The organism is Arthrobacter sp. B1805 (assembly GCF_002929745.1).
Lineage (GTDB): Bacteria > Actinomycetota > Actinomycetes > Actinomycetales > Micrococcaceae > Arthrobacter_D.
Genome location: NZ_PJIQ01000015.1, coordinates 1 through 22,624 on the forward strand (window position 1 = coordinate 1; position 22,624 = coordinate 22,624).

Sequence of the window (22,624 nt, forward strand, 5' to 3'; positions counted from 1 at the left end):
ACACTGGACGACGCCACTCAGCCCTCGGAGGCAACCCCCCGATCAGCCGACTGCAACCAACGTCCTGACCCCGTACAACTAGTCGGTCCCATCGGACCCGTGCTGAGCGCGGGTCCGATGGGGAAACCGGGAACCGCCGATCAGGGCGGCTGCCGATTTCGCTCCAGCGGCCGGGAACTGGTAAAGTTTCTTGCTGTTGCCCCCCTAGCTCAGTGGTAGAGCGCGTTCTTGGTAAGAACGAGGTCACCGGATCGATTCCGGTGGGGGGCTCGTAAATGAGGGGGCCCGTGACGATCATCCGATCGGTGCGGGCAGCCTCATTTAGGGCGGTGTAGCTCAGCTGGTTAGAGCGCACGACTCATAATCGTGAGGTCCCGGGATCGAGTCCCGGCACCGCTACAGGAAAGGCCCCGGAGCTTCGGCTCCGGGGCCTTCTGTGTACCCGGCTCCCTGCGGTCGGCCACTCGGCCGTCCGTCAGTCGCCCTTCACGTTGATGATCTGCCGAAGCGTGTGGCGGATCTCCACCAGGTCCCGGGCATCCTCCATCACGGCGTCGATATCCTTGTAGGCCGCCGGGATCTCGTCCAGGAACGCCGGGGTGTCCCGGAATTCGATGCCCCGCATGGCGGCCCGGAGCTGTTCCTGCGTGAAGGTCCTCCGGGCCGCGTTGCGGGAGTACTCACGCCCTGCCCCGTGCGGTGCCGAGTCCAGTGCTTCCCTGTTTCCCCTGCCCGTCACCACGTACGAGCCGGTGCCCATCGAGCCGGGGATGAGCCCGGGGCGCCCGGGATCCGCGGCGATGGCACCCTTGCGCGAGAGCCAGACGTCCTTGCCGTAGTGCTTCTCCCGCTGCGTGTAGTTGTGGTGGCAGTTGATGCGCTCGCGTTCCTCCACCGGCTTCCCGACCCAGTCGCTGAACTGCCGCACCACGCGATCCATCATCTCCTCGCGGTTGAGCAGAGCGAACCTCTGGGCCCACATCAGTTCGGCGATGTAGCGGTCGAACTCCGGCGTGCCCTCCTCGAGGTAGGCGAGGTCCTGATGGGGAAGGGTGACCGATCTCTGCGCGCAGTAGTCCTGGGCCGCGCGGATGTGCCGCTGGGCGATGCGGTTGCCGATACCCCTGGAGCCCGAGTGGAGGAAGAGCCAGACGTCGTGCTGCTCGTCGAGCGATACCTCGATGAAGTGGTTCCCCGAGCCGAGCGTGCCGAGTTGCAGGCGCCAGTCCCTGACGTAGCTCGCCGGATCGAAGCCGGCCGAGTGCGCGTCCTGCTCGAGCGACTCGATGCGGGGTCTGGCGGACGCGCTCAGCCGCTTGTTGTTGTTGCCCGCGGACAGGGGGACGGACCGCTCGATGGCCACCCACAGCGCGCGGCGCTCGAGGCGGGCGACGTCGTCAGCCGTGTAGTCGGTGCGGACAGCCACCATGCCGCAGCCAATGTCCACGCCGACTGCTGCGGGGATGATCGCGCCGAGGGTCGGCAGGACAGAGCCGACGGCGCACCCCAGGCCGAGGTGGGCGTCGGGCATCGAGGCGAAGTGGGGATACACGAACGGCATCGAGCTCGTCATGCGGTTCTGTGCCAGCGTCGCGTCGTCGATGATGCTGGCGAAGTTGACGTACTTCTCGGTGATCCACTGCATCCGTCGAGGCTACCGACGGGGCAGGTCGGGAAGCACGCGGTGCACCATCCCGCCCTGCCCCTTGCGGACGCGTCAGCGGATCCGTACTGCCTGGAGCACCGCGTCGCTGATGGTCACATCCCGGCCGTCCCCGGTGCGCTCCGTCCTCGGACGCGACTCGCACACCCGAATGTCCCATGCGTCGTCGAGCAGTTCGGCTATCTGCTGCGGCGTGTAGAAGAGCTCGGGCTGCGGCGGCCTGCCGATCCCCGAATGGAGGTCCGAGGGATCGTGCGCGACGATCAGGAGGGTTCCGCCTACTCCGACCAGGGCCGCAAGGGAGCGGAAGATGCGCGACCGATCAGGATCGGGAAGATGCATGAACTGGATGGAGACGAGGTCCAGGCCGTCCGGAAGATCCGGTGCGGACAGCAAATCCACCTGGCGCCATTCGAGGCGGTCCCGGACCGGAGGATCGAGCTCCTCCGCATGGGCCCGGGCGCGTGCGAGCGCCACATCGGAGACATCGATGCCGAGGACGTTCCAGCCGTGGGAAGCGAGCCAGGCAGCATCCGCTCCCTCCCCGCACCCGACGTCGAGGGCCCTGCCGGGAAGCAGATCCGCCACGCCGGCGACGAGCTGTCTGTTCGGCTTGCCGCTCCAGATCCTCGGCCGTTGCCGGTAGCGCTCGTCCCAGAACTCCTGCGTGTACTCAACCTGCACGGCGTGCTCCTTCCCCCGCTGCTTCGTCGACCGCTGCTCGTGCGGCCGTTGAGACGCCGGCGAGCCCGTCCTCCAGCCCGTGCCGCCGGAGCCCGAGCACCCGGGCCGAGACGTCCGCCTCGGACGCCGCGGAGAAGGGACCGCGATGGGCCTCGACGGCCCACGCCGTCTCCTCCTCCACGAGGTTGGCGTTGATCGCCGCGCCCGCCATGGTGCCCTCGGCCGCGGCCACGATCACCTGTGCAGAGAGATTCGAGACGTTGCCCGCAACATACACCCCCGGTACCGCCGTCGCCCCCATGGGGCCAGGCTCGATGAAGTGACCCATCCCCGACGGATGCTGCTGCGTCGTGAGACCGAGCGATCCGGGCAGGTCGTTCCGGGACTCCATCCGCGTCCCGACGGCGAGCGCCTGCAGGTCGAAGGTGTGTCCACTCGCCACCGTCACCCCGGTCAGGATTCCTCCTGTGCTGTCGACGGATGTCACCACGCCCTGCACCACGCGAACGGCGCGGGCGGCGAGCCGGTCCCACTCCTCATCGGTGGGAGTGAGGGAGTCGTTGAGGAACAGCGTGATGTCCTCCGACCACTGCCGGAACAGGAGGGCCTGGTGGACGGACAGGGCACCCGTGCCGAGGACCCCGATGCGCTGCCCGCGAATCTCGTAGCCATGGCAGTAGGGGCAGTGCACGACGCCCGCCCCCCACTGTTCACGGAGGCCCGGGATCTCGGGCAGCCCGTCCGAGAGGCCGGTGGCGAACAGGATGCGTCGTCCGGTGACACTGCGCCCGTCCGTCAGCACGACGTCGAACCCTTCCGAGGTCCGCAGCACGGCTTCGGCTTCGGCGCGCACGATCGTAGCGCCGTAGGACTCCGCCTCCGTCCTGCCGGCGTCGAGCAGTGCGAGCGGATTCATGCCCTCCCGGGTGAGGAAACCGTGGACGCCCCGGGCAGCTGCGTTGCGCGGTTGTCCGGCGTCGATCACGAGGACGGATCGCAGGGCGCGGCTCAGGGTGACGGCGGCGCTGAGGCCTGCCGCACCACCCCCGACGACGACGGCGTCATACCGATCCTGGAGGGGTTGGCTGGTGGTTGACATGCTGGGTCTCCTTCCGTGGTGCTTGTCCTTCAAGCATCCGCACGGCATGTAGAAGTGACAAATATCCTTGCTGATGTGGCAAAATCGGACCATGCCTCCAGACCTCGACTCCGTGCTCGACGCCGTTGGTCCACGTCTTCGTGCGCTCCGCGTTCAGCGCAACCTGACGCTCGGAGAGGTGTCTGCTGCCTCCGGTGTATCGGTGAGCACACTGTCCCGGCTAGAATCCGGCCGGCGCCGGCCGAACCTGGAACTGCTGCTGCCGATCGCGCAGCTCTACGGGGTGCCGCTCGACGACCTCGTCGGTGCTCCGCCCACCGGAGACCCGCGCATCCACCTCCGGCCCATCGAGCACCATGGCATGACGGCGATCCCCCTCACCAGGCGCCCCGGGGGCGTCCAGGCCTTCAAGATGGTGATCGCCGGGGACGCACGCGGTTCGGAACCGGAGTTGCAGGTCCACGAGGGCTACGAATGGATGTACATCCTGAACGGTTCCCTGCGGCTGGTGCTCGCGGAGAACGACTTCGTGCTCGGGCCGGGCGAGGCAGCAGAGTTCGACACACGAACGCCGCACTGGTTCGCCAGTGCGGACGGGAAGCCCGTCGAGATGATCAGCCTCTTCGGGCAGCAGGGCGAGCGGATGCACGTCCGCGCACGGCCGAAGCGATCGTGAGGCAGTCGGGCCGCCCGAAACGGCGACAGACGGCACGCGACGGCCTTATAGGATGAACTGAGCCGAGCGATCAGAGAGCGGCCCGACCGCGGGCCGACGGGGACGGAACGACGATGACGAACGAGCAGCCGGGGTTCACCCCCGACAACCCCTCCGGTGACTTCCCCACCCGGGCGAGCCGCCGCCGCGCCGCAGCGTCGCCGGACCAGCCGCGCTTCGCCGACCGGTTCGCGCCGGATCCCGCGATGAACCCGGTCGCGCCGGAGAAGGGTGTTCCGGGCGAGCCGGGCCACCCCGACGACGCTGACGTCACCGTACGCCGCACTCCCACCGACGCCCCCGGTGGACGGGCGACGGGGCAGGCACACGACGCGTCGGACGCACCTGCCGTACCGGGGACATCAGGCCTGCCGGTGTTCCAGCCGGCGATCCCGGCTGCCCCCTCCGCAGCCCCGGAAGCGCACGGTACCCCGACCGGCGTCGGACCCGGGCCGGACGCCGCCGCAGCGCGGACTGAGCCCTCACCGATCGTCCGGCGTCGCCCGTCGCCTGCCGAGCAGGAGGCAGCGGCACCGTCCGTTGCCCCGGATCTCGCGGTACCGGCCGTGCCGGTGCCCCTTCGCCGCGTGCCGGCTCCCGACCACGCGCCGACGGGGTTGCGCCCGCGCGAGGGACGGGCGTCGTTCCTCGCACCCGATACCGCCGTCGTCCCCGCCGAGAGCGGATGGCGTGGCGTCCTCGCACGGCTGGGGCTGAGCATCCCGCCGTCACGCCGGGAACTCGCTATCAGGGCGGATGTCACCGCGGTCAGCCGGCACTGGCCCGGCCCCCGGACCGTCGCCGTCGTCAATGGCAAGGGCGGAGCGAACAAGACGCCCACCTCGGTCATGCTCGCGGCCGTCTTCGCGCGCAATGGTGGCGGGCCCGTTCTCGCGTGGGACAACAATGACGCCCGCGGCACGCTCGGCTGGCGGACCGAGCAGGGCCCGCACGAGGCCACCGTCCTGGATCTCCTTCCGCAGGCGGACGCGCTCCTGGCGCCGTCCGCGCAGTCGGCCCTGCTGGCGCGGTACGTCCACCACCAGACCGAGGACAAGTTCGACGTCCTGCGCTCCAAGCCGGACGTCCTCGCCTCCCAGCAGAAGGTGACGGCGGACGACTTCGACGCGCTCCACGAAGTCGCGTCCAAGTATTTCCGTCTCACCGTGGTCGACTCGGGGAACGACGAGACCGCCGAGCGCTGGCTGCGGATGATCCACCATACGGACCAGCTCGTGATCGCCACGACGACGCTCGAGGAGCACGCCGAAGCCGGGGCGCTCCTGCTGGAGGCTCTGCGCGCGCGTGGTGGTCGCTACTCCGATCTCGCGCGCAGCGCAGTGGTCATCGTGAGCCAGTCGGACAAGAACGGGACCCAGGCACAGAGCCAGTCGATCGCGGACGGGTTCGGGGAGCTCGCCCGCCGCGCGGTCACCATTCCCTTCGATGCGGCTCTGATTAAGGGTCGGATCCGTTACGGCGCCCTGCGTCCGGCCACGCAGCGAGCATGGCTGTCCGCGGCGGCTGCGGTGGCGGAGGGGCTCTAGACCGCTTGCCGTGCTTCCCGACCTTCAGACAGGATCAGGCATGACCGAGCTGCCGTTTCCCATCCAGCCCATGCTCGCGAAGGCCGTGGACTCCGTGCCCGGTCCCGACACCGTTCCCGGCGGAATGCTCTACGAGCCGAAGTGGGACGGCTTCAGGGCGGTCGTGCGCATCGAGAACGGTACCTGCGAGATCGGCAGCCGGGGTTCGAAGATGCTCACCCGGTACTTCCCGGAACTCGTCGACGCGCTGCTGGAGAACCTGCCCGAGCGCTGCGTCGTCGACGGGGAGATCGTGGTGCGCCGGGGGGAGCCCGGTGCAGAGAGGCTCGACTGGGAGGCCCTGTCCCAGCGCATCCATCCCGCCGACAGCAGGGTTCGCCTGCTCGCCGTTCAGACGCCGTCGTCGTTCGTGGCCTTCGACCTCCTCGCGATCGACGACAATGACCTGACGCGCATACCGTTCGCCGAACGCAGGAAGGCGCTCGAGGGCATCGGCGAGTCCTTCTCCGCTCCCGTTCACCTGTCGCAGGTCACCCGCGACGTCGAGCTCGCACAGCGCTGGCTCGTCGAGTTCGAGGGCGCGGGACTCGACGGCATCGTCGCGAAACCCCTGACCGCGCAGTACGAGCCGAACAAGAGGCTCATGCTCAAGGTCAAGCACCGCCGCACTGCCGACGTCGTGCTGCTCGGTTACCGGGTGCACAAGTCCGGGCAGGGGGTCGGCTCGCTGCTGCTGGGCCTGTACGACGACGACGGCGGGCTGCGCAATGTGGGAGGCATCTCGGCGTTCTCCGACAAGCGGCGGCTCGAACTCGTCGAGGAGCTCGCGCCGGACGTCATGCGGGATGACGCCGGGGAGATCGAACGGGGCGCCACCGACCGCAGCCGCTTCGCGTACTCGAAGGACGTGTCCTTCATCCGATTGGAGCCGCGGCGCGTGGTGGAGGTGCGGTACGACCAGATGGAGGGTGACCGGTTCCGCCACACCGTCCAGTTCGAGCGATGGCGGCCGGACCGGGAGCCGCGATCGTGCACGTTCGGGCAGCTCGACATCCCTGCCGCCTACGATCTCAGCAGGGTGCTGGCGTGACGTCCGCACAGGCCGGACGGAGGAGCCCCCTCTACCTGTGCAGCGGCGTGGGCTGGCACGCAGGGGGACCGGTGCTGTCACTGCACGCAGTGCCGAGCGAGGGCGCTCCCGGACGGCCTGGAACTGCCGCCGCGGCCACCGATGACGACCGCCCGCTCGATCTCGCGCTCCGGCCCGGGACGAGGGTGGCCTACGAGATCGCCGCCGACGGGAGGTTCTGCCTCGGGTACCACCGGGTGCACGGCCGGGACGACCGGACGTGGGTGCAGTGCGCCGACCAGGCGCCCGCCGAGCGGGGCTACCAGTGCGCCCGGTGCTTCGCACAGGACGACGTCCGGTTCATGCACGACATCCACCGGTCCGGCATAGCACCGGCCGGGCTCAAGCGCTACCTCGACCAGCCCCACTGGCTGTACGTCGCGACGTTCGCCGACGGCTCGAGCAAGGTCGGAACGGCCTCGCACCCGAGGAAGCGTGCCCGCCTCGTGGAGCAGGGTGCGGTGGTGGCCCAGTACGTGGCGCATGCCGACGACGGCCGGGTGGTCAGGGTCCTGGAGGACGAGGTCACCCGTTCGGTCGGCCTCCAGCAGGCTGTGAGATCGAGCACGAAGGCATCCTCCCTCTGCTCGCCGCTACCGACCGTACGGCTCGAACGCGTCAACGACGGTTTCGCCCTGGCAGCCAGGGGTCTGCTCGAAAGTGGCCTCGGGGTCGACGGCTTCGAGGTGGTGCACGAGGAGTTCGAACCGCCGTCGTCGTGGTCCGCCGTCCTCGGCCACCAAGGGCTGCAGCCCTATGCCGAGCCGCTCGGGAGCGGGCAGCACGGCTTCACCATCCTCGAGGTGCTCGGTCCGTCGGCCCTCGTCGCCATCGACGGCGCGGACCTGGTGTTGGTCGCCGATCTGTCCGGACTCAAGGGCAGGCGCCTGCGGTTCGGCGACTTCAGTACGCCGGTGCCGGCCGTCCAGGAGGCGCTGTTCTGAGTGGCAGCAGCGGAACCCGCAGTAGAATCGGATCATGCTGAATACGCCTTGGGAGACCGGCTCGGACCTGTACCGCAGGCTGGTGGTGTCCGCTCTGGTGACCACGGCGATCGGCATCCTGATCGCGGTGGCCGGCGCGACGTCGGACCAGCGCGCGGTCGTGCTCGCGGGCATCACGGTCATCGTGGCCGGGATGGTGTGCCATCTCGCCGGCATGGTGGTGCGCTCGCGCGACGTCCGGCGGCGTCTGAAGGACATGTCCTGACCCTCCCTCGCTCCGCCGGCGCCGGCACCCCGTCCCGCACGGCAACCCGTGCCGGCACGCGCACATCCCCAGCTTCTCCGCATCCATGCCCGACGACGCTTCCACCGGAGGTTTCATGACCATCGACCCAGACCTGCAGGGGCGCAGCTACCCCGCCGGAGAGACCTACTCGGTGGGCCGTGAGGCCATCCGGGACTTCGCCAGGGCCATCAAGGCGACACACCCGGCGCACTACGACGTGGCCGCCGCGGCGGCCCTCGGGCATGCCGATCTCGTGGCGCCCCCCACGTTCGCCATCATCGTGGCCCAGCGGGCCGATGCGCAGCTCATCAGCGATCCGAGCGCGGGCATCGACTTCACCCGCGTGGTCCACGCGGACCAGCGGTTCGTCCACCATCGGCCCATCCTCGCGGGGGACCAGCTCGTCGCCGAGCTGCACGTCGACCAGGTGCGGGCCATGGGCGGGGGAGCGATGATCACCACGCGTGCGGAGATCTCGACCGTCGACGGAGAAGCGACGACCACGACGACATCGTCCATCCTCGTCCGAGGGGAGGACCAGTAGCCATGACCGTCTCCCTTGCCTCGCTCGAGGTGGGCCAGCACATCGGCTCCGCCACCGTCGATATCACCCGGACCGACCTCGTGCGGTACGCAGGCGCCTCCGGCGACCTCAACCCGATCCACTGGAACCAGGCCTTCGCCGAGGGGGTCGGCCTGCCCGGCGTGATCGCCCACGGCATGTTCACCATGGGCGCTGCCGTCCAGCTCGTGACCGACTGGATCGGCGACCCGGCCGCCGTCGTCGACTACCAGACGCGGTTTACCAAGCCCGTGGTCGTCACGGATACGACGGCGCAGCCCGGCCAGCCGGGCGCGGTCGTCGAGGTCACCGGCGTCGTCGGCCAGATCGACACCGAACGCTCGACGGCGCGCATCGACCTCACGGTGACCTCCGCCGGGCAGAAGGTCCTCGTCAAGGCCCAGGCCGTGGTGAGGCTGGCGTGAGCGCGCCCGCCACGCAGGTGAATCTCGCCGACCTCACGACCACCCGCGTCGGGGGACCCGCGCGCTCGCTCGTTGAAGCCGCGACGGAACAGGAGATCGTCGAGGCCGTCCGCGCTGCCGATGCTGCGGGTGACCCGCTGCTCATCGTCAGCGGGGGCTCGAACCTGCTCGTCGGGGACGAGGGCTTCGACGGGACGGTCGTCCACATCGTGTCCAAGGGGTTCACGGTCGACGACGACGACGCCACGTGCGGCGGCGTCATGGTCAAGGTGCAGGCCGGCCAGGACTGGGACGAGCTGGTGCGGTACACCGTGCTGCACGCGTTCTCCGGTCTGGAGGCCCTCTCGGGTATCCCCGGTTCCACAGGAGCCACGCCCGTGCAGAACGTCGGGGCCTACGGTTCGGACGTGTCGCAGACCATCGCGACGGTCCGCACGTACGACCGCGAGACCGACAGCATCAAGAGCTTCACCAACTTCGAGCTGAAATTCGGCTACCGGGATTCGCTGCTCAAGCGCAGCACGGTCAACGGCTCGCCCCGCTACGTGGTGCTGAGCGTCGAGTTCCAGCTCGGGCTGGGGCGCATGAGCAAGCCGGTCAAGTATGCCGAACTGGCACGCGCGCTCGGCATCGAGGTGGGTGCCCGCGCCTACGCGAATGACGTGCGGCGGGAAGTGTTGAAGCTACGCGCGGGGAAGGGCATGGTGCTCGACGCGCCTGACCCGGACACCTGGAGCACGGGGTCCTTCTTCACCAACCCGATCGTGCCCCAGGAGGTGGCCGACCGGCTCCCGGAGGACGCTCCGCGGTATGCGACGGGAGCGGCCGGAGACGTGAAGCTCAGCGCCGCCTGGCTGATCGAGCACGCAGGGTTCTCGAAGGGGTTCGGGCTCGGCGACGACGAAGGCCATGCTGTGGCGGAAGGGCGCGCGTCCCTCTCGACGAAGCACACGCTTGCCCTCACCAACAGGGGAGGCGCCTCGGCGTCGGACCTCCTGGCGGTTGCCCGGCTCGTGCGGGACGGCGTCGAACAATCCTTCGGGATCCGGCTCGAACCGGAACCGCTGCTGGTCAACTGCTCGCTCTGACGCGGCGGCAGCGTTACTGGGGGGCGTCCTGGCCTGCCCAGGCTATCGCGTAGAACTGCTCCGAACGCGAGTTGAGCAACTCGGCGTAGAGGTCCGGCATCATCGCCTGCGCTGAATTACTGGAGACACTAGGAGCGAAGGCAGATACGCCAAGCCCAGCCTCACTGTCCTGCAGGGTCAGGCCGGCGGCCTCCAGAATGGTGGGGTACAGGTTCATCTGGTCCACGTTGGGGCGCAGCGTGCTTCCCGGGTTCTCGCCCGGGATCCAGATCCGATTGAAGATGCTTCGGTTGTCGCTGGCGGAGAGCTGCTCGTGGAATGCGCTCCCGGCGCTCATCTGCTTGAGGTGGTCGCCCATGATGACCACGGCAGTGTCGTCGAGGTAACCCTTTTCCTCCATGTAGCTCACGAATCCGGCCACCTGGGCCATCGAGCAGGAAAATACCGAGGTGGCCGCGTCCTTCGTATCTACAGGGCAGTAGTCGAAGACGTGTACCGGCTCATGGGTGTCCAGCGTCAGCACAGAGAGATTGAACGGCTGACCGGTTCTCGCGGCCTCGGCATGCAGCTCGTCGATCTCGTCCTTGGCATGGGCCATGAGGCGTTCGTCGCTCAGGCCCCAGTCGCGGATGCTCTCCTCCGGTTCACCGGCGGCACGCCAGACATTGAGGTCCTTCACGTCGGAGTAGCCGTGGCTCCTCAGGAAGGTGTCCTTAGCAGCGAAGGAGGCGTCGGCGCCGCCCAGGAAGACGTTGGTATAGCCGTGCTCGTCCAGGACGTCACCCAGGCACATGGCCCCTCCGAGGTACGAGTCGATCACACCGCCGAGCTCGTTGAGGGCCGCGTTACCCGAGACGGTGCCCATTCCCTTCAGCGGAACACCGCATTGGGTGGCAGTGATACCGGCCATCGTCCAGCCTCCACCCTCATACTCCTGGAGACCCTCCATGCTCTGCCAGCCGTCCGACGACGTCGTAACCTCCTTCAACGGAGCGAACGCGTCCTTCTCGAAGAGCTGGCCGTCGGCGAGGGTGGCCTCGCCGGACTCGAGATAGATCAGCACCAGATTGCGCTTGTGCTCGTCATTGGTGACGGTCGGCTTTACGTAGTAGTCGCCGAGATCGAGGTCGGAGTTCGCCGCTTTGATGTAGTCAATTACTCCCACCGCACTGGCGAAGGCCGAGCTGCCGGCAACGACGACCGCGGCCACCGCGACACTGCAGACGATGCGCATCGCCCGTGCAGAACGACGCGTACGCATGCGGCGACCGAGGCGGCGCTTCCGGCGCCGCAAGTACTGCACCAAGGCGATCCCGCCGGTGACGAGCAGGGGGACGACACCGATCGCCACAACGCCGATCCAGACAATTGCTCCGCCCCCACCGTCGACTTGCACGGAGATCAGATTCAGGAGCAGCTGGTTCACTGAGATCTTGCCCCAGTAGAAATGGATGCCGAGGGCCGCGATGAGCAGCACGAGCCCCGCCCAGATCAGGACGTAGACGAGGGTGCTGCCCACAACGAAGCCAACCCGTCGGGTCAGCGCACGGATCCGGTCAGACATGGCAACACCTCGCGTTCTCAGGTACCCGTCGGCCGGGCGCCCTTGACATACGGCCCTTCCGGGCCCATAGAAGACTAGCCCCGCTATGCTACCTGTTCAACCTTGGTTCACCTTCAAGCAATCTGTTGTACACCGGGTAGGGGTGGGCAAGGCACCCCCGGTGGGTGCAGCCCGCACTGCTCGGATTCGACTTCCGGTGCGCCGGCTACAGGACGGCGGACCGGCGCGCCTGCTCGGCTGCGGCGCGCGTGAGCACGACGTCGTCCCAGCTGTCCTCCCGTTGGACGAGGCGGCGGGAGCAGAGCCATTGGGCCAGCCGGGACGCGACGCTGATCTGTGCGAGCCGGTCGTGGAAGTCGGGCAGAAGCTGGGGTGCAGCAAGGAAGCCGGGAAGTGCATGCAGCATTTCGCGGGCGCCCATGATGCGTGCGTACGGAGCATCTGTACCGAATTGCCGCTCCAGGCCGATCAGCTGCCGGTCGTCCGCGTCCAGGAGCGCGGCTCCGCCGTCTTCGAGGTAGGCCCGGAGGTGCATCTGCACCCGCTCGTACCGCAGGAGGCTCTCCGGGTGCCGCGTGTGCCCGCTCGCCGCGAAGAAGCGATCGAGGATGGTGTCTGCGTTGAGGTGGTCCATGCGCACATCCTGCCGTCGGCCACCGACTTTTTCCCGGCGCGCGGAAGGGGAGCCGGGCAGACGGATGACGGCAGGAATGACTAGCATCGATGCTGTACGACTGCACGCGCTGGCCCGGCTCCGTGCGGGATCGTCTCGGGCAGGGAGAACGCGCATGGCCGAACAACATCCAGCTCAGCGTCGATCGGCCGGTGCGGCTGTTTCCCTCAGGTCCCTGGCCTTCGACGTCGCGACGTCCGGCTACTCGCTGATGGACCTGGATTTCGTCATCCTCGATGTCAACAGGGCGTTCGCCGAGTCGACGGGCATGGATCGCGAGATGCTGGTCGGACGTCAGGCATTCGAGGTGTTCCACGAGAACCCGCTGCAGTCCGACCACGCTCCTGCACGAACGATGCGCCAAAGCCTCGACCGCGTCATGGCGACCGGACAACCCGACGTCATGCACATCCAGCGCTTCGACATCCCTGATCCGTCCGAGCCGGGCGCATTCCACGAGCGTTACTGGAGCCCGGTGAACCTTCCCGTGATGAACGACGACGGCGACCTGGTCGCTCTCCTCCAGCAGGTGGAGGACGTCACCGATTACCGCGACGACCTGGTCAAGGTGCTCGGCTACCTGCAGGAGGTTCCGGCGGGCACCTCCGCGGAGACCTCCCGGCGCTTCGCCGAATACGCGGCCACCGCCATGGCGCACTCGAGCCTCTACCACTCCGCGCAGCGGGAGGTGGAGCAGTTGCAGGAAGCACTCACGTCCCGCGCCGTCATCGACCAGGCGAAGGGCATCCTGATGGGCCGGCACCGGTGTGGCAGCGATGAGGCCTTCGTACTGCTGCGGAAGATGTCGAACGAAGCGAACGTCAGGCTGCGGGACGTCGCAGCTGCGCTGGTCTACCAGACCGCAGTCCCTCCGCGAGCAGGGACGACGACCCGGGAGGACGCAGTCTAGAGGTTGCCGGTCGCGATCATCAGCATGCGGCGGAGGGGCTCGGCCGCACCCCACAGGAGCTGGTCGCCCACCGTGAAGGCGCTGATGAAGTCCGGCCCCATCTCGAGTTTACGGACGCGCCCGACGGGGATGTCGAGCGACCCCGTGGCCGCGACCGGGGTGAGCCCCGCCAGCGTGTCCGTCTTCGTGTTCGGGATGACACGCACCCATTCGTTGTCCGCGGCGATGATCGCCTCGATCTCGCTGACCGGCAGGTCCTGCGTCAGCTTGAGGGTCAGCGCCTGGGAATGCGACCGCATTGCTCCCACGCGGACGCACAGGCCGTCGAAGGGGATGCGCGTGTCGGTCCCGAGGATCTTGTTGGTCTCCGCACCGGCCTTCCATTCCTCCTTCGACTGGCCGTTGCCCAGGTCGCTGTCGATCCAGGGGATGACCGATCCGGCCAGAGGCACCCCGAACTGCGTTGCTTCCAGGCTCGGATGCCTCTGCTTCGCGAGGATGGCCCGGTCGATGTCCAAGATCGCCGATGCGGGGTCGTCCAGGTTCATCGCGACCGTGCCGTGCAGCGCGCCGAACTGGTTGAGCAGTTCGCGCATGTGGCGGGCACCGCCGCCCGAGGCCGCCTGGTAGGTCATCGAGGTGCCCCATTCGACGAGGCCGTTGCGGAAGAGCCCGCCGAGGCCCATCAGCATGCAGGACACCGTGCAGTTTCCACCGATGAAGTCGCGGACGCCCCTTGCCAGACCCTCGTCGATGGCACCCCGGTTGACGGGATCCAGCACGATGATGCTGTCCTGTTCCATGCGCAGCGTGGAGGCCGCGTCGAGCCAGAGGCCGGACCAGCCGGCGTCGCGCAGTTTCGGATAGACCTCGGCGGTGTAGTCGCCACCCTGTGCCGTCACGATGATCGGCAGCTTCGCGAGGGTCTCGACGTCGTACGCGTCCTGCAACGTACCGGCGCCGTCAGCGAACGACGGCGCGGAACCCCCTGCGGCCGAGGTCGAGAAGAACACGGGGTTGATGCGGGCGAAGTCGCCCTCGTCCTGGAGCCGCTGCATGAGGACAGAGCCGACCATGCCGCGCCAGCCCACGAATCCGACGGACGGCAGGGCTGAGCTTTCGGGTGCTGAAGTCATGCTGTCCAGTTTAGGCGCGCAGCCTCCGTGGTCGCGCTTTGTGACCGAGGTCCGTCGCTCGACCCCGGCAGCTGGTGCGGAGGTCGGAAGGACTGCTGGGAGGGCGTCGGCAGCCCGCGCTCCCTCCGTATCCGGTCCGCCCGCACCTCGATCACCATGTAGCGCGCGAAGAGGGGAAGCTGCCCATCGCCGGTCGTCCTAGTCCTGCCTGATCCAGAGGCTGATGCGGTACCGCGTGCCGCCCGACGACTCCAGCCACCCGGATTCGGGGGTCAGCGCGGCAAGCGTCCAGTCGGGCCCGAGGGCGGGCGCGACGGTGTCCCCCTCCACCGTCGACTCGACGACGGTGACGAGCGCGGCATTGGCGCGGGACATGGCGTCTGCATAGACGCGGCCACCACCGATGACCCAGATCTCCTCGGCGCCGGGGCTGCCCTGCGCGGCCTCGAGGGCCGAGTCGAGCGAGTCCACGAGGACCGCGCCCGGGAGGTCCACCGAGGTGGAACCCGAGATCACGATGTTCGTGCGATCAGGCAGGGGGCGGAACCTCTCCGGGAAGGACTCCCACGTCCGACGGCCCATGATGACGGGATGTCCCGTCGTCGTGGCCCTGAAGTGTGCCATGTCCTCAGGGACGTGCCAGGGGATACCGCCGTCCCTGCCGATCACGCCGTCCTCCGTCTGGGCCCAGATCATGCCGATGACAGGAGCGGATCCGACGGCATCGGAGACGCTGAGGGTGCCGGCCGAGGGCGCTTCGCTCATACCGCCACCGGCGCCTTGATGGTCGGGTGGTGCTGGTAGTCGACCACGTCGAAGTCCTCCAGGGTGTAGTCGAAGATACTCTCGGGCTTCCGTTTCAGTTCGACGCGGGGATAGGGGTACGGCGCACGCGACAATTGCTCCGTGACCTGCTCCACGTGGTTGTCGTACACGTGGACGTCGCCGCCGGTCCAGATGAACTCGCCGGGCTCGAGACCGGTCTGCTGGGCCACCATCAGGGTCAGCAGGGCGTAGGACGCGATGTTGAACGGTACCCCCAGGAACGTGTCGGCTGAACGCTGGTACAGCTGGCAGGACAAGGTGCCGGGGCTCCCGTCGACCCCCGGGCTCACGTAGAACTGGAAGAACACATGGCACGGGGGGAGCGCCATATTGGAGATCTCCGACACGTTCCAGGCCGACACGAGGTGCCGGCGCGAGTCGGGATTGGTCTTCAGGGCTTCGACCACCTGCGCGATCTGGTCGATGTGCCCGCCGTCAGGTGTCGGCCACGAACGCCACTGCACGCCGTACACCGGGCCGAGCTCGCCGTCGTCGTCGGCCCACTCGTTCCAGATCGACACGCCCCGCTCCTGGAGCCAGCGGACGTTCGAGTCGCCGCGGAGGAACCAGAGCAGTTCGAGTGCGACGGACTTGAAGTGCACGCGCTTGGTGGTGATGAGCGGGAAGGACTCGCGGAGATCGAAACGCAACTGCCGGCCGAAGACGCTTCGCGTTCCGGTGCCCGTCCTGTCACTCTTCGCCGCGCCGTTCGCCATCACATCGCGCAGCAGATCCTCATAGGGGGTGGGAATGGGGGTGCTCACCCAGCCAGTCTAGGACGATCTCGCCGCGGGTTGCAGCGCCGGCCCGGTAGACTGCGCCGAGGCCGGGTGGACGGCGACGCCGGTCACCTGCCGTTCACTTTCCACCGGAAGACTCCAGCCGTGACCATTCCCTCGCCCGAGACCACCGCCGCGCCCTACCCCGCACAGTTCGTGGCATCCGGGCTCGCACCGGACCCCCGTACGCTCCTCGACATCCTGCGAGCGACCGCCGCGGCCCACCCCGACGCGTCGGCGCTCGACGACGGAACGGCCGCGCTCAGCTACGCGGAACTCGTCGCCGCGGCCGAAGAGTTCGCGGAGGCGCTGCGCGGCGCCGGCGTAGGCCGCGGTGATGCGGTGGGAGTCCGCATCCCGTCGGGAACCAACGAGCTCTACATCGCGATCCTCGGCGTATTGTCGGCCGGTGCCGCCTACGTCCCGGTGGACGCGGACGACCCCGACGAGCGGGCCCGGGTCGTGTTCGCGGAGTCCCGCGTGGTCGCGGTCGTAGGACAGGGCCTCTCGGTGGCCGCGGGAGCAGGCCGGAGCAGTGGGGCCACCGGCCATCCTACGCCCGACGACGACGCCTGGATCATCTTCACCTCCGGTTCCACGGGCACGCCGAAGGGAGTGGCCGTGACACACCGATCGGCAGCGGCTTTCGTCGACGCCGAGGCCCGGCTCTTCCTCCAGCGTGAGCCCATCGGGCCGGCCGATCGTGTCCTCGCCGGTCTGTCCGTCGCGTTCGACGCCTCCTGCGAGGAGATGTGGTTGGCGTGGCGGAACGGGGCCTGCCTCGTGCCGGCCCCCCGTGCGCTCGTGCGTACCGGCATGGACCTGGGGCCGTGGCTGATAGCACGGGGGATCACCGTCGTTTCCACGGTGCCTACCCTGGCAGCGCTGTGGCCTTCGGATTCCCTCGAGAACGTGAGGTTGCTGATCTTCGGCGGTGAGGCCTGCCCTCCCGAACTCGCGCAGCGCCTCGCGGTCCATGACCGCGAGGTCTGGAACACGTACGGGCCCACCGAGGCCACCGTCGTCGCGTGCGCCGCGCGCCTCGGCGGTCCGGGGCCGGTCCGGATCGGCTTGCCACTGGACGGCTGGGACCTCGCGGTCGTCGACGAGGCCGGCATCCCGGTGGAGGAGGGCGCCACGGGAGAGCTGATCATCGGGGGAGTGGGCCTGGCCCGCTACCTCGACCCGGCCAAGGACGCCGAGAAGTACGCCCCGATGCCCACCCTCGGCTGGGACCGTGCCTACCGCTCCGGGGACCTCGTGCAGCTCGAGTCCGCCGGACTGGTCTTCGCAGGCCGGGCGGACGACCAGGTGAAGCTGGGCGGTCGCCGCATCGAACTCGGCGAGGTGGACGCCGCCCTCCAGTCGTTGCCGGGCATCGCCGGTGCTGCCTCGGCAGTGCAGACGACGCCCTCCGGCAATCAACTGCTCGTGGGCTACCTCGTCCCCGCCAGCGGTGAGCCCGACCTCGCTGAGCTCCGGGACCTCCTCGCGGACCGCCTTCCCGCAGCGCTCGTGCCGCTGCTGACCGTCACCGCGTCGCTTCCCACGAAGACCAGCGGCAAGGTGGACCGCAACGCCCTGCCCTGGCCACTCGCCGACGTCGGCGGACCGGGCGACCCGCAGGACCTCGACCCGCGCGTGCAGTGGATCGCGGACCAGTGGGCTGCCGTCCTGGGCGCCGTCGCGACCGACGAGGACGCCGATTTCTTCCTGCACGGCGGAGGTTCCCTCGCCGCTGCCCGGCTCGTCTCGCTGATTCGGGTGCGCTACCCGGTGATCACCGTCGCGGACATCTACGCGCACCCCCGGCTCGGGGCACTCGCAGCGTTCGCCGCGAGCACGGGCGACGGCGGCGAGCAACCGGCAGCGCCCGTCAGGACGGTCCGGGGCACCGCCCGCAGGTCGCAGGTCTTCCAGACCATCATGGGCATCCCGCTGCAGTTCCTCGCCGGCATGCGCTGGCTGACCTACGCGATGATCGCGAGCAACGTGCTCGCCGGCGTCGGCATCCTCACTGCCGCGCCCACACTGTCCTGGTGGTGGGTCGCGCTGTCCTGGGTCGTCTTCGTCAGCCCGTTCGGCCGCATGGCACTGTCCGTCCTCGCAGCACGCATGCTCCTCGGCCGGGTGGAGCCGGGCGTCTACCCGCGTTCCGGCAAGGTGCACCTGCGTCTCTGGCTGGCCGAGCAGATCTCGGACAGCGTCGGGGCCGTCAGCCTGGCGAGCGCTCCCTGGGTGCCCGTCTACGCGAGGGCGCTCGGCGCGAGGATCGGGCCCGACGTCGCACTCCACTCCGTGCCGCCCGTGACAGGGCTCCTCACCCTCGGTGCCGGCGCATCGGTGGAACCTGAAGTGGACCTGTCCGGGTGGTGGATCGACGGGGACCGTGTCCATATCGGCGCCGTGACGATCGGGGCGGGAGCAGTCGTCGGTGCCCGGAGCACGCTGATGCCCGGGACGCGGATCGGAGCCGGTGCGGAAGTCGCCCCGGGGTCCGCGGTCCAGGGCGTCGTCAAGCCGGGTCATCTCGTCTCCGGATCACCTGCGACACGAGCCGGCAAGGCGAAGCGGGACTGGCCGGAAGCCCCACCCGCGCAGTCCCGGCTACGTGCCCGCCTGGCGTTCGTGGCGTTCGCTGCTGCGTCCGGCGCCCTGTCACTCATCCCGTACGTTGCCGCCGTCGTCGCGTCCCTGCCGGTCCTGGCCGCGCTCCGGGGCGCGCCCTCCCTGTCGGCCGCCGGGCCGTCGCTGCTGGGAGTGGTCGTTCTTGCGGCCGTCCTCTGGCTCGTCACGAACGCGCTCCTCGTACTCGTCACGGTTCGCCTGCTCGGCCTCGGGCTGCGGGAGGGACACTACGCGGCACGCAGCCGGATCGGCTGGCAGATCTGGGCGACCGAACGCGTCCTCGACCTCGCGCGCGACATCCTCTTCCCCCTGTATGCGAGCCTCTTCACGCCCGTCTGGCTGCGACTGCTCGGCGCCCGCGTGGGCAGGAACGTGGAGGCCTCCACCGTCCTGCTGATACCGAAGATGACCACGATCAGCGAGGGTGCCTTCCTCGCGGACGACACCATGGTGGCTTCCTACGAACTCGGCGGCGGGTACCTCCGCATCGCTCCCGCGAAGATCGGCCGGCGCGCGTTCCTCGGCAACTCGGGCATGACGTCGGCGGGACGACGCGTCCCGAAGAACTCGCTCGTCGCGGTTCTCTCCGCGACGCCGGCCAAGGCGAAGGCCGGCAGCTCGTGGCTGGGGAGTCCGCCGTCGCGGTTGCGCCGTCTCGCCGTCACGGGGGACCAGAGCCGTACCTTCCAGCCGCCCCGCCGGCTCAAGGCCGCCCGGGCCTTCTGGGAGCTCTGCCGCGTGGTGCCGATCATCCTGACCGTGATGATCGCTGCGACGTCGCTCGTGGTCTTCGATGCCCTGGCCCTCCGGGGCGGGTACGCGCTGGCCGCAGTACTGAGCGGCATCGTCTTCATGGTGCTCGGCGCCATTGCTGCCGGGAGCGCTGTCGTGGCGAAGTGGCTCCTCGTGGGACGGATCGCTGCGGGGGAACACCCGCTGTGGAGTTCCTTCATCTGGCGCAACGAGGTCGTGGACACCTTCATCGAGAGCGTCAGCGCGCCCTGGTTCGCCCGGGCCGCCAGCGGAACCCCGGCGCTGGTCTGGTGGCTCCGCGCGCTGGGCTCCCGGATCGGGTCAGGAGTCTGGTGCGAGAGTTACTGGCTGCCCGAGGCAGACCTCGTGACGCTCGGCAGCGGTTCGACGGTCAACCGCGGGTGCGTGGTGCAGACCCATCTCTTCCATGACAGGATCATGAGCATGGACACCGTGGAGCTCGCCGCAGGAGCAACCCTGGGCCCGCACAGCGTGATCCTTCCGGCTGCTGACATCGCCACGGGCGCCACCGTGGGACCGGCGTCGCTCGTGATGCGCGGCGAGACCGTCCCCGCTGGAAGCTACTGGATGGGGAATCCCGTCAGTTCCTGGTCCGGTCCGGGGGACGGTGCGTGAGCAGTAGTCCCGAGAGCGCTGCGCCGGACGCGTACACGCCGGACAACGGCAGCACCTCCTATCGCGTAGGGCACTACGACCTCACCCTCGACTACAAGCTGGCCAGCAACCGGCTGTCCGGGCGCGCTGTCCTCACGATGACGGCGCAGCGGGAGCTGCAGGGGCTGGAACTCGACCTGGGCGGCCTCCGCACCACCAAGGTCACGTCCGATACCGTTCGCATCCGGTCCTTCAAGGACCGGGCGGGAAAGCTCGTGGTCGCCTTCCGGGACGCGGTGCCCGACGACGCGGAGTTCCGGCTCGAGATCCGGTACGAGGGAAATCCGGCACCGACCTCCGGCACCTGGGGCGACGTCGGGTGGGAGGAACTGACCGACGGCGTCCTCGTCGCCGGTCAGCCCACCGGAGCGCCGTCCTGGTTCCCGTGCAACGACCACCCGTCGAACAAGGCCTCCTACCGGTTCACGGTGACGACCGATGCCGGTTACCGTGCGATCTGCAACGGGGTCCTCGTCTCCCGCATCGCCAAGTCCAGCCGGACCACCTGGGTGTACGAGCAGGCGGAGCCGATGGCGACCTACCTCGCGACCGTCCAGATCGGCCGGTACGAGCTCGTCGCCCTGAACGATCCCGCCCAGCCCGCCGTGGCCCTCCCCGGCCACGCCGCACAGCGGGACCCGGGGGCCCCCGTTCCGCAGTACGCCGCCGTGCCGCCGTCGCTCGTGCCGGCCGCGAAGACGTCGCTCGCGAGGAACCACGAGATGATGTCGACGTTCGAGGATCGCTTCGGGCCGTACCCCTTCCCCCAGTACGTCGTGGTGGTCGCCGACGATGAACTGGAGATCCCGCTCGAGGCCCAGACGCTCTCCATCATCGGCCGGAACCACCTCCGCCAGGACTGGGACGCACAGCGGTTGATCGCCCACGAACTCGCGCACCAGTGGTTCGGCAACGCGGTCACGGCAGCGCGCTGGCAGGACATCTGGCTCCACGAGGGGTTCGCCTGCTACGCCGAGTGGATCTGGTCCGAGGCCAGCGGATCGACGACGGCGGATGCGCGGGCACGCTCGACCCACGAGCGGCTCAGCGCCGAGCGCCAGGACCTCGCCGTCGGTGATCCGGGCGCTCCTGAGATGTTCGACGACCGTGTCTACAAGCGGGGTGCCCTCGCTCTGCACGTGCTGCGGACCGCGGCGGGCGACGACGCCTTCTTCATGCTGCTGCGTTCCTGGACGGAGGCGCACCGGTTCGCCTCCGTCACCACGCCGGACTTCATCGCGCTCGCGGCCCGATCGCTGGCCGGGGTCGACGTCGAGGTACTGCTGACACGCTGGCTGTTCACGGAGGAGCTGCCGGCCCTGTGAGCATCACCCCCTGCGCTCCGTTCTGAGCGGGGTGACGGCGAGGGCAGCCACGAGGCCTTCCGGCTCGAGGGCGATGCCGTCCACGCCCTGCAGGTCCTGGATCCGTCCGTCCCGCAGGACATCCACCTGACTGGGGTCCCTGTCGGCGAAGCCTGTCCCGAGGGCCTTGAGCAGCGCTTCCTTCCGTGTCCACAAGCGGGTACGCGCGGCGGCTCGCTGCACCTCGGGAAGCCGGCCGACGTCATCCCGCTCCGCCCGAGTGAGCGCTACGTCGTCGAAGCCGTCGAAAGCCGTGCCGGGCACCGACTCGAGATCCACGCCGACACCGACACCGCAGGCACCGGGCACCGGATCGGCACCACGCGTGTCGAGGGCTGCGAGCAGGACGAATCCGGCGGCCCGCGAGAGGCTGAGGGCCAGCGGGACGGGTTCGCCGTTCAGGGAGTAGCCGGGGCGGCCATGGTCCGGCAGCCCCTGCTCCGACCCGCAGGAGAGGCACGTGAAGCACGAGGCGAGGTCGGACACCCGGACGTCCAGCAGATCGGCCGCCAGCAGGCGCTGCGCGTACCGGCCGGCGACGAAGGAGGAACGTGTACCGGTGTCCTGCATCCGCGCTGCCCGGGCGCGCTCCGCCCCGTCGAGGACCGACAGCATCTCAGCGACCGGCGGCAGGGCGGTGCCTTCCGCAGTACGGAGCAGGCGAAGGGCCACACTGTTCGTGGGGATCTGCGGCCGGTTCACCTGATGCCTCGACCGACGTCTGCTGGGGAGGTCATCTCACTATCCTGCCGCGGAAGCGCGGTGCTCGGGTGAGGTCACCCGTTGTGCAGCACGGCCACGTCGCGTGAGCCCTGCGTCAGGGCCTAGTGGCGGACGCCGAACAGCTCGGCGCACACATCCTCGCGCAGCACGAAGGGGCGGGGGCGGTCGCGGTCGGCGGGAGTCCCGTAGACGTAGTAGCCACGGCCCTCGCCGGGGCCGCCGGCCGCGCGGTCGATCGCGTGCAGGAGCTTGGGCGTGAGTGGCCCGGCAGGGCCGATGCTGTGGATCTCCTCGATCTCGTGCGGCGCCAGGCCCCGCACGAGGCTCTTCACATCGGCCATTGCTGCATTCCCGTCGTCGGTACTGGTCCCTGCATGAGGAACCGACGTTAGGTCCACCGCGTGAACGCCCGATGAACGGAGTCAACACCGGCGATGAAGCTACGTGGGCTG

The 22,624-nt window shown here is 68.9% G+C and carries 21 protein-coding genes and 2 tRNA genes; 13 read left to right on the forward strand and 10 right to left on the reverse strand.

Going from position 1 to position 22,624, the window contains the following annotated elements; all coding sequences use genetic code 11:
- Nucleotides 1-198: 198 nt before the first annotated feature.
- A tRNA-Thr gene (locus tag CXQ96_RS14615) sits at nucleotides 199-270 on the forward strand.
- Between the two features lie 55 nt (nucleotides 271-325).
- Nucleotides 326-399: transfer RNA gene (locus CXQ96_RS14620), tRNA-Met, on the forward strand.
- A 76-nt stretch (nucleotides 400-475) separates the two neighbouring features.
- On the opposite strand, the gene CXQ96_RS14625 is transcribed toward CXQ96_RS14620, so the two are convergent.
- The 3 genes from CXQ96_RS14625 to CXQ96_RS14635 all read right to left on the reverse strand — a co-directional run bounded on the left by CXQ96_RS14625 (nucleotide 476) and on the right by CXQ96_RS14635 (nucleotide 3,446).
- Nucleotides 476-1,645, reverse strand: coding sequence for an RtcB family protein (locus tag CXQ96_RS14625; protein ID WP_104118757.1), 1,170 nt, complete (start codon nucleotides 1,643-1,645; stop codon nucleotides 476-478).
- A gap of 72 nt (nucleotides 1,646-1,717) precedes the next feature.
- Complete coding sequence (locus CXQ96_RS14630) at nucleotides 1,718-2,347, reverse strand: bifunctional 2-polyprenyl-6-hydroxyphenol methylase/3-demethylubiquinol 3-O-methyltransferase UbiG (protein ID WP_104118758.1); 630 nt, start codon at nucleotides 2,345-2,347, stop codon at nucleotides 1,718-1,720.
- The gene (locus tag CXQ96_RS14635; RefSeq protein WP_104118759.1) at nucleotides 2,337-3,446 is read right to left on the reverse strand and encodes an NAD(P)/FAD-dependent oxidoreductase; all 1,110 of its coding nucleotides are present in this window, start codon (nucleotides 3,444-3,446) and stop codon (nucleotides 2,337-2,339) included. The genes CXQ96_RS14630 and CXQ96_RS14635 overlap by 11 nt, the downstream gene beginning before the upstream one ends.
- Nucleotides 3,447-3,537: 91 nt before the next feature.
- Between CXQ96_RS14635 and CXQ96_RS14640 the strand changes: the two genes are divergently transcribed.
- The 8 genes from CXQ96_RS14640 to CXQ96_RS14675 all read left to right on the forward strand — a co-directional run bounded on the left by CXQ96_RS14640 (nucleotide 3,538) and on the right by CXQ96_RS14675 (nucleotide 10,142).
- Complete coding sequence (locus CXQ96_RS14640) at nucleotides 3,538-4,122, forward strand: helix-turn-helix domain-containing protein (protein ID WP_104118760.1); 585 nt, start codon at nucleotides 3,538-3,540, stop codon at nucleotides 4,120-4,122.
- A gap of 113 nt (nucleotides 4,123-4,235) precedes the next feature.
- Nucleotides 4,236-5,708, forward strand: coding sequence for an ATPase (locus CXQ96_RS18495; protein ID WP_181036487.1), 1,473 nt, complete (start codon nucleotides 4,236-4,238; stop codon nucleotides 5,706-5,708).
- A 40-nt stretch (nucleotides 5,709-5,748) separates the two neighbouring features.
- Nucleotides 5,749-6,798, forward strand: a complete 1,050-nt coding sequence (locus CXQ96_RS14650; protein WP_104118761.1) for an ATP-dependent DNA ligase — start codon at nucleotides 5,749-5,751, stop codon at nucleotides 6,796-6,798.
- Nucleotides 6,795-7,781, forward strand: a complete 987-nt coding sequence (locus tag CXQ96_RS14655; protein ID WP_258059140.1) for a DUF2797 domain-containing protein — start codon at nucleotides 6,795-6,797, stop codon at nucleotides 7,779-7,781. The genes CXQ96_RS14650 and CXQ96_RS14655 overlap by 4 nt, the downstream gene beginning before the upstream one ends.
- A gap of 34 nt (nucleotides 7,782-7,815) precedes the next feature.
- The gene (locus CXQ96_RS14660) at nucleotides 7,816-8,046 is read left to right on the forward strand and encodes a hypothetical protein (protein ID WP_104118763.1); all 231 of its coding nucleotides are present in this window, start codon (nucleotides 7,816-7,818) and stop codon (nucleotides 8,044-8,046) included.
- Between the two features lie 115 nt (nucleotides 8,047-8,161).
- On the forward strand, nucleotides 8,162-8,611 hold the full coding sequence (locus CXQ96_RS14665; protein WP_104118764.1) for a MaoC family dehydratase N-terminal domain-containing protein: 450 nt from the start codon (nucleotides 8,162-8,164) through the stop codon (nucleotides 8,609-8,611).
- Nucleotides 8,612-8,613: 2 nt separating this feature from the next.
- Complete coding sequence (locus CXQ96_RS14670) at nucleotides 8,614-9,054, forward strand: MaoC family dehydratase (protein WP_104118765.1); 441 nt, start codon at nucleotides 8,614-8,616, stop codon at nucleotides 9,052-9,054.
- Nucleotides 9,051-10,142: a UDP-N-acetylmuramate dehydrogenase gene (locus CXQ96_RS14675; protein ID WP_258059141.1), complete on the forward strand. Its 1,092-nt coding sequence runs from the start codon at nucleotides 9,051-9,053 to the stop codon at nucleotides 10,140-10,142. The genes CXQ96_RS14670 and CXQ96_RS14675 overlap by 4 nt, the downstream gene beginning before the upstream one ends.
- 13 nt (nucleotides 10,143-10,155) lie before the next feature.
- On the opposite strand, the gene CXQ96_RS14680 is transcribed toward CXQ96_RS14675, so the two are convergent.
- Both CXQ96_RS14680 and CXQ96_RS14685 read right to left on the reverse strand, forming a co-directional pair.
- On the reverse strand, nucleotides 10,156-11,706 hold the full coding sequence (locus CXQ96_RS14680; RefSeq protein ID WP_104118766.1) for an LTA synthase family protein: 1,551 nt from the start codon (nucleotides 11,704-11,706) through the stop codon (nucleotides 10,156-10,158).
- Nucleotides 11,707-11,911: 205 nt separating this feature from the next.
- Nucleotides 11,912-12,340 (reverse strand): hypothetical protein, encoded by a 429-nt coding sequence (locus CXQ96_RS14685; protein WP_146070905.1) that lies wholly within the window; start codon nucleotides 12,338-12,340, stop codon nucleotides 11,912-11,914.
- 154 nt (nucleotides 12,341-12,494) lie between these two features.
- On the opposite strand from CXQ96_RS14685, the gene CXQ96_RS14690 reads away from it, so the two are divergent.
- Complete coding sequence (locus tag CXQ96_RS14690) at nucleotides 12,495-13,289, forward strand: ANTAR domain-containing protein (protein WP_181036488.1); 795 nt, start codon at nucleotides 12,495-12,497, stop codon at nucleotides 13,287-13,289.
- On the opposite strand, the gene asd is transcribed toward CXQ96_RS14690, so the two are convergent.
- The 3 genes from asd to CXQ96_RS14705 form a co-directional block, all read right to left on the reverse strand.
- The gene (asd, locus tag CXQ96_RS14695) at nucleotides 13,286-14,425 is read right to left on the reverse strand and encodes an aspartate-semialdehyde dehydrogenase (protein ID WP_104118769.1); all 1,140 of its coding nucleotides are present in this window, start codon (nucleotides 14,423-14,425) and stop codon (nucleotides 13,286-13,288) included. The two genes, CXQ96_RS14690 and asd, sit on opposite strands and share 4 nt — an antisense overlap.
- Before the next feature lie 198 nt (nucleotides 14,426-14,623).
- Nucleotides 14,624-15,190 (reverse strand): dihydrofolate reductase, encoded by a 567-nt coding sequence (locus tag CXQ96_RS14700; protein ID WP_104118770.1) that lies wholly within the window; start codon nucleotides 15,188-15,190, stop codon nucleotides 14,624-14,626.
- Nucleotides 15,187-15,966, reverse strand: a complete 780-nt coding sequence (locus CXQ96_RS14705) for a thymidylate synthase (protein WP_104118771.1) — start codon at nucleotides 15,964-15,966, stop codon at nucleotides 15,187-15,189. Before CXQ96_RS14705 ends, CXQ96_RS14700 begins: the two co-directional genes overlap by 4 nt.
- Before the next feature lie 174 nt (nucleotides 15,967-16,140).
- Between CXQ96_RS14705 and CXQ96_RS14710 the strand changes: the two genes are divergently transcribed.
- Both CXQ96_RS14710 and CXQ96_RS14715 read left to right on the forward strand, forming a co-directional pair.
- Nucleotides 16,141-20,046, forward strand: a complete 3,906-nt coding sequence (locus CXQ96_RS14710; RefSeq protein ID WP_258059146.1) for a Pls/PosA family non-ribosomal peptide synthetase — start codon at nucleotides 16,141-16,143, stop codon at nucleotides 20,044-20,046.
- Entirely contained in the window at nucleotides 20,043-21,410 is a 1,368-nt protein-coding gene (locus tag CXQ96_RS14715) for a M1 family metallopeptidase (protein ID WP_104118772.1), read from the forward strand. Before CXQ96_RS14710 ends, CXQ96_RS14715 begins: the two co-directional genes overlap by 4 nt.
- A gap of 3 nt (nucleotides 21,411-21,413) precedes the next feature.
- On the opposite strand, the gene CXQ96_RS14720 is transcribed toward CXQ96_RS14715, so the two are convergent.
- Together CXQ96_RS14720 and CXQ96_RS14725 are read right to left on the reverse strand one after the other, a co-directional pair.
- Entirely contained in the window at nucleotides 21,414-22,151 is a 738-nt protein-coding gene (locus tag CXQ96_RS14720; RefSeq protein ID WP_219816152.1) for a 4'-phosphopantetheinyl transferase superfamily protein, read from the reverse strand.
- A 122-nt stretch (nucleotides 22,152-22,273) separates the two neighbouring features.
- Nucleotides 22,274-22,513 (reverse strand): hypothetical protein, encoded by a 240-nt coding sequence (locus CXQ96_RS14725; RefSeq protein WP_104118773.1) that lies wholly within the window; start codon nucleotides 22,511-22,513, stop codon nucleotides 22,274-22,276.
- Nucleotides 22,514-22,624: the final 111 nt, after the last annotated feature.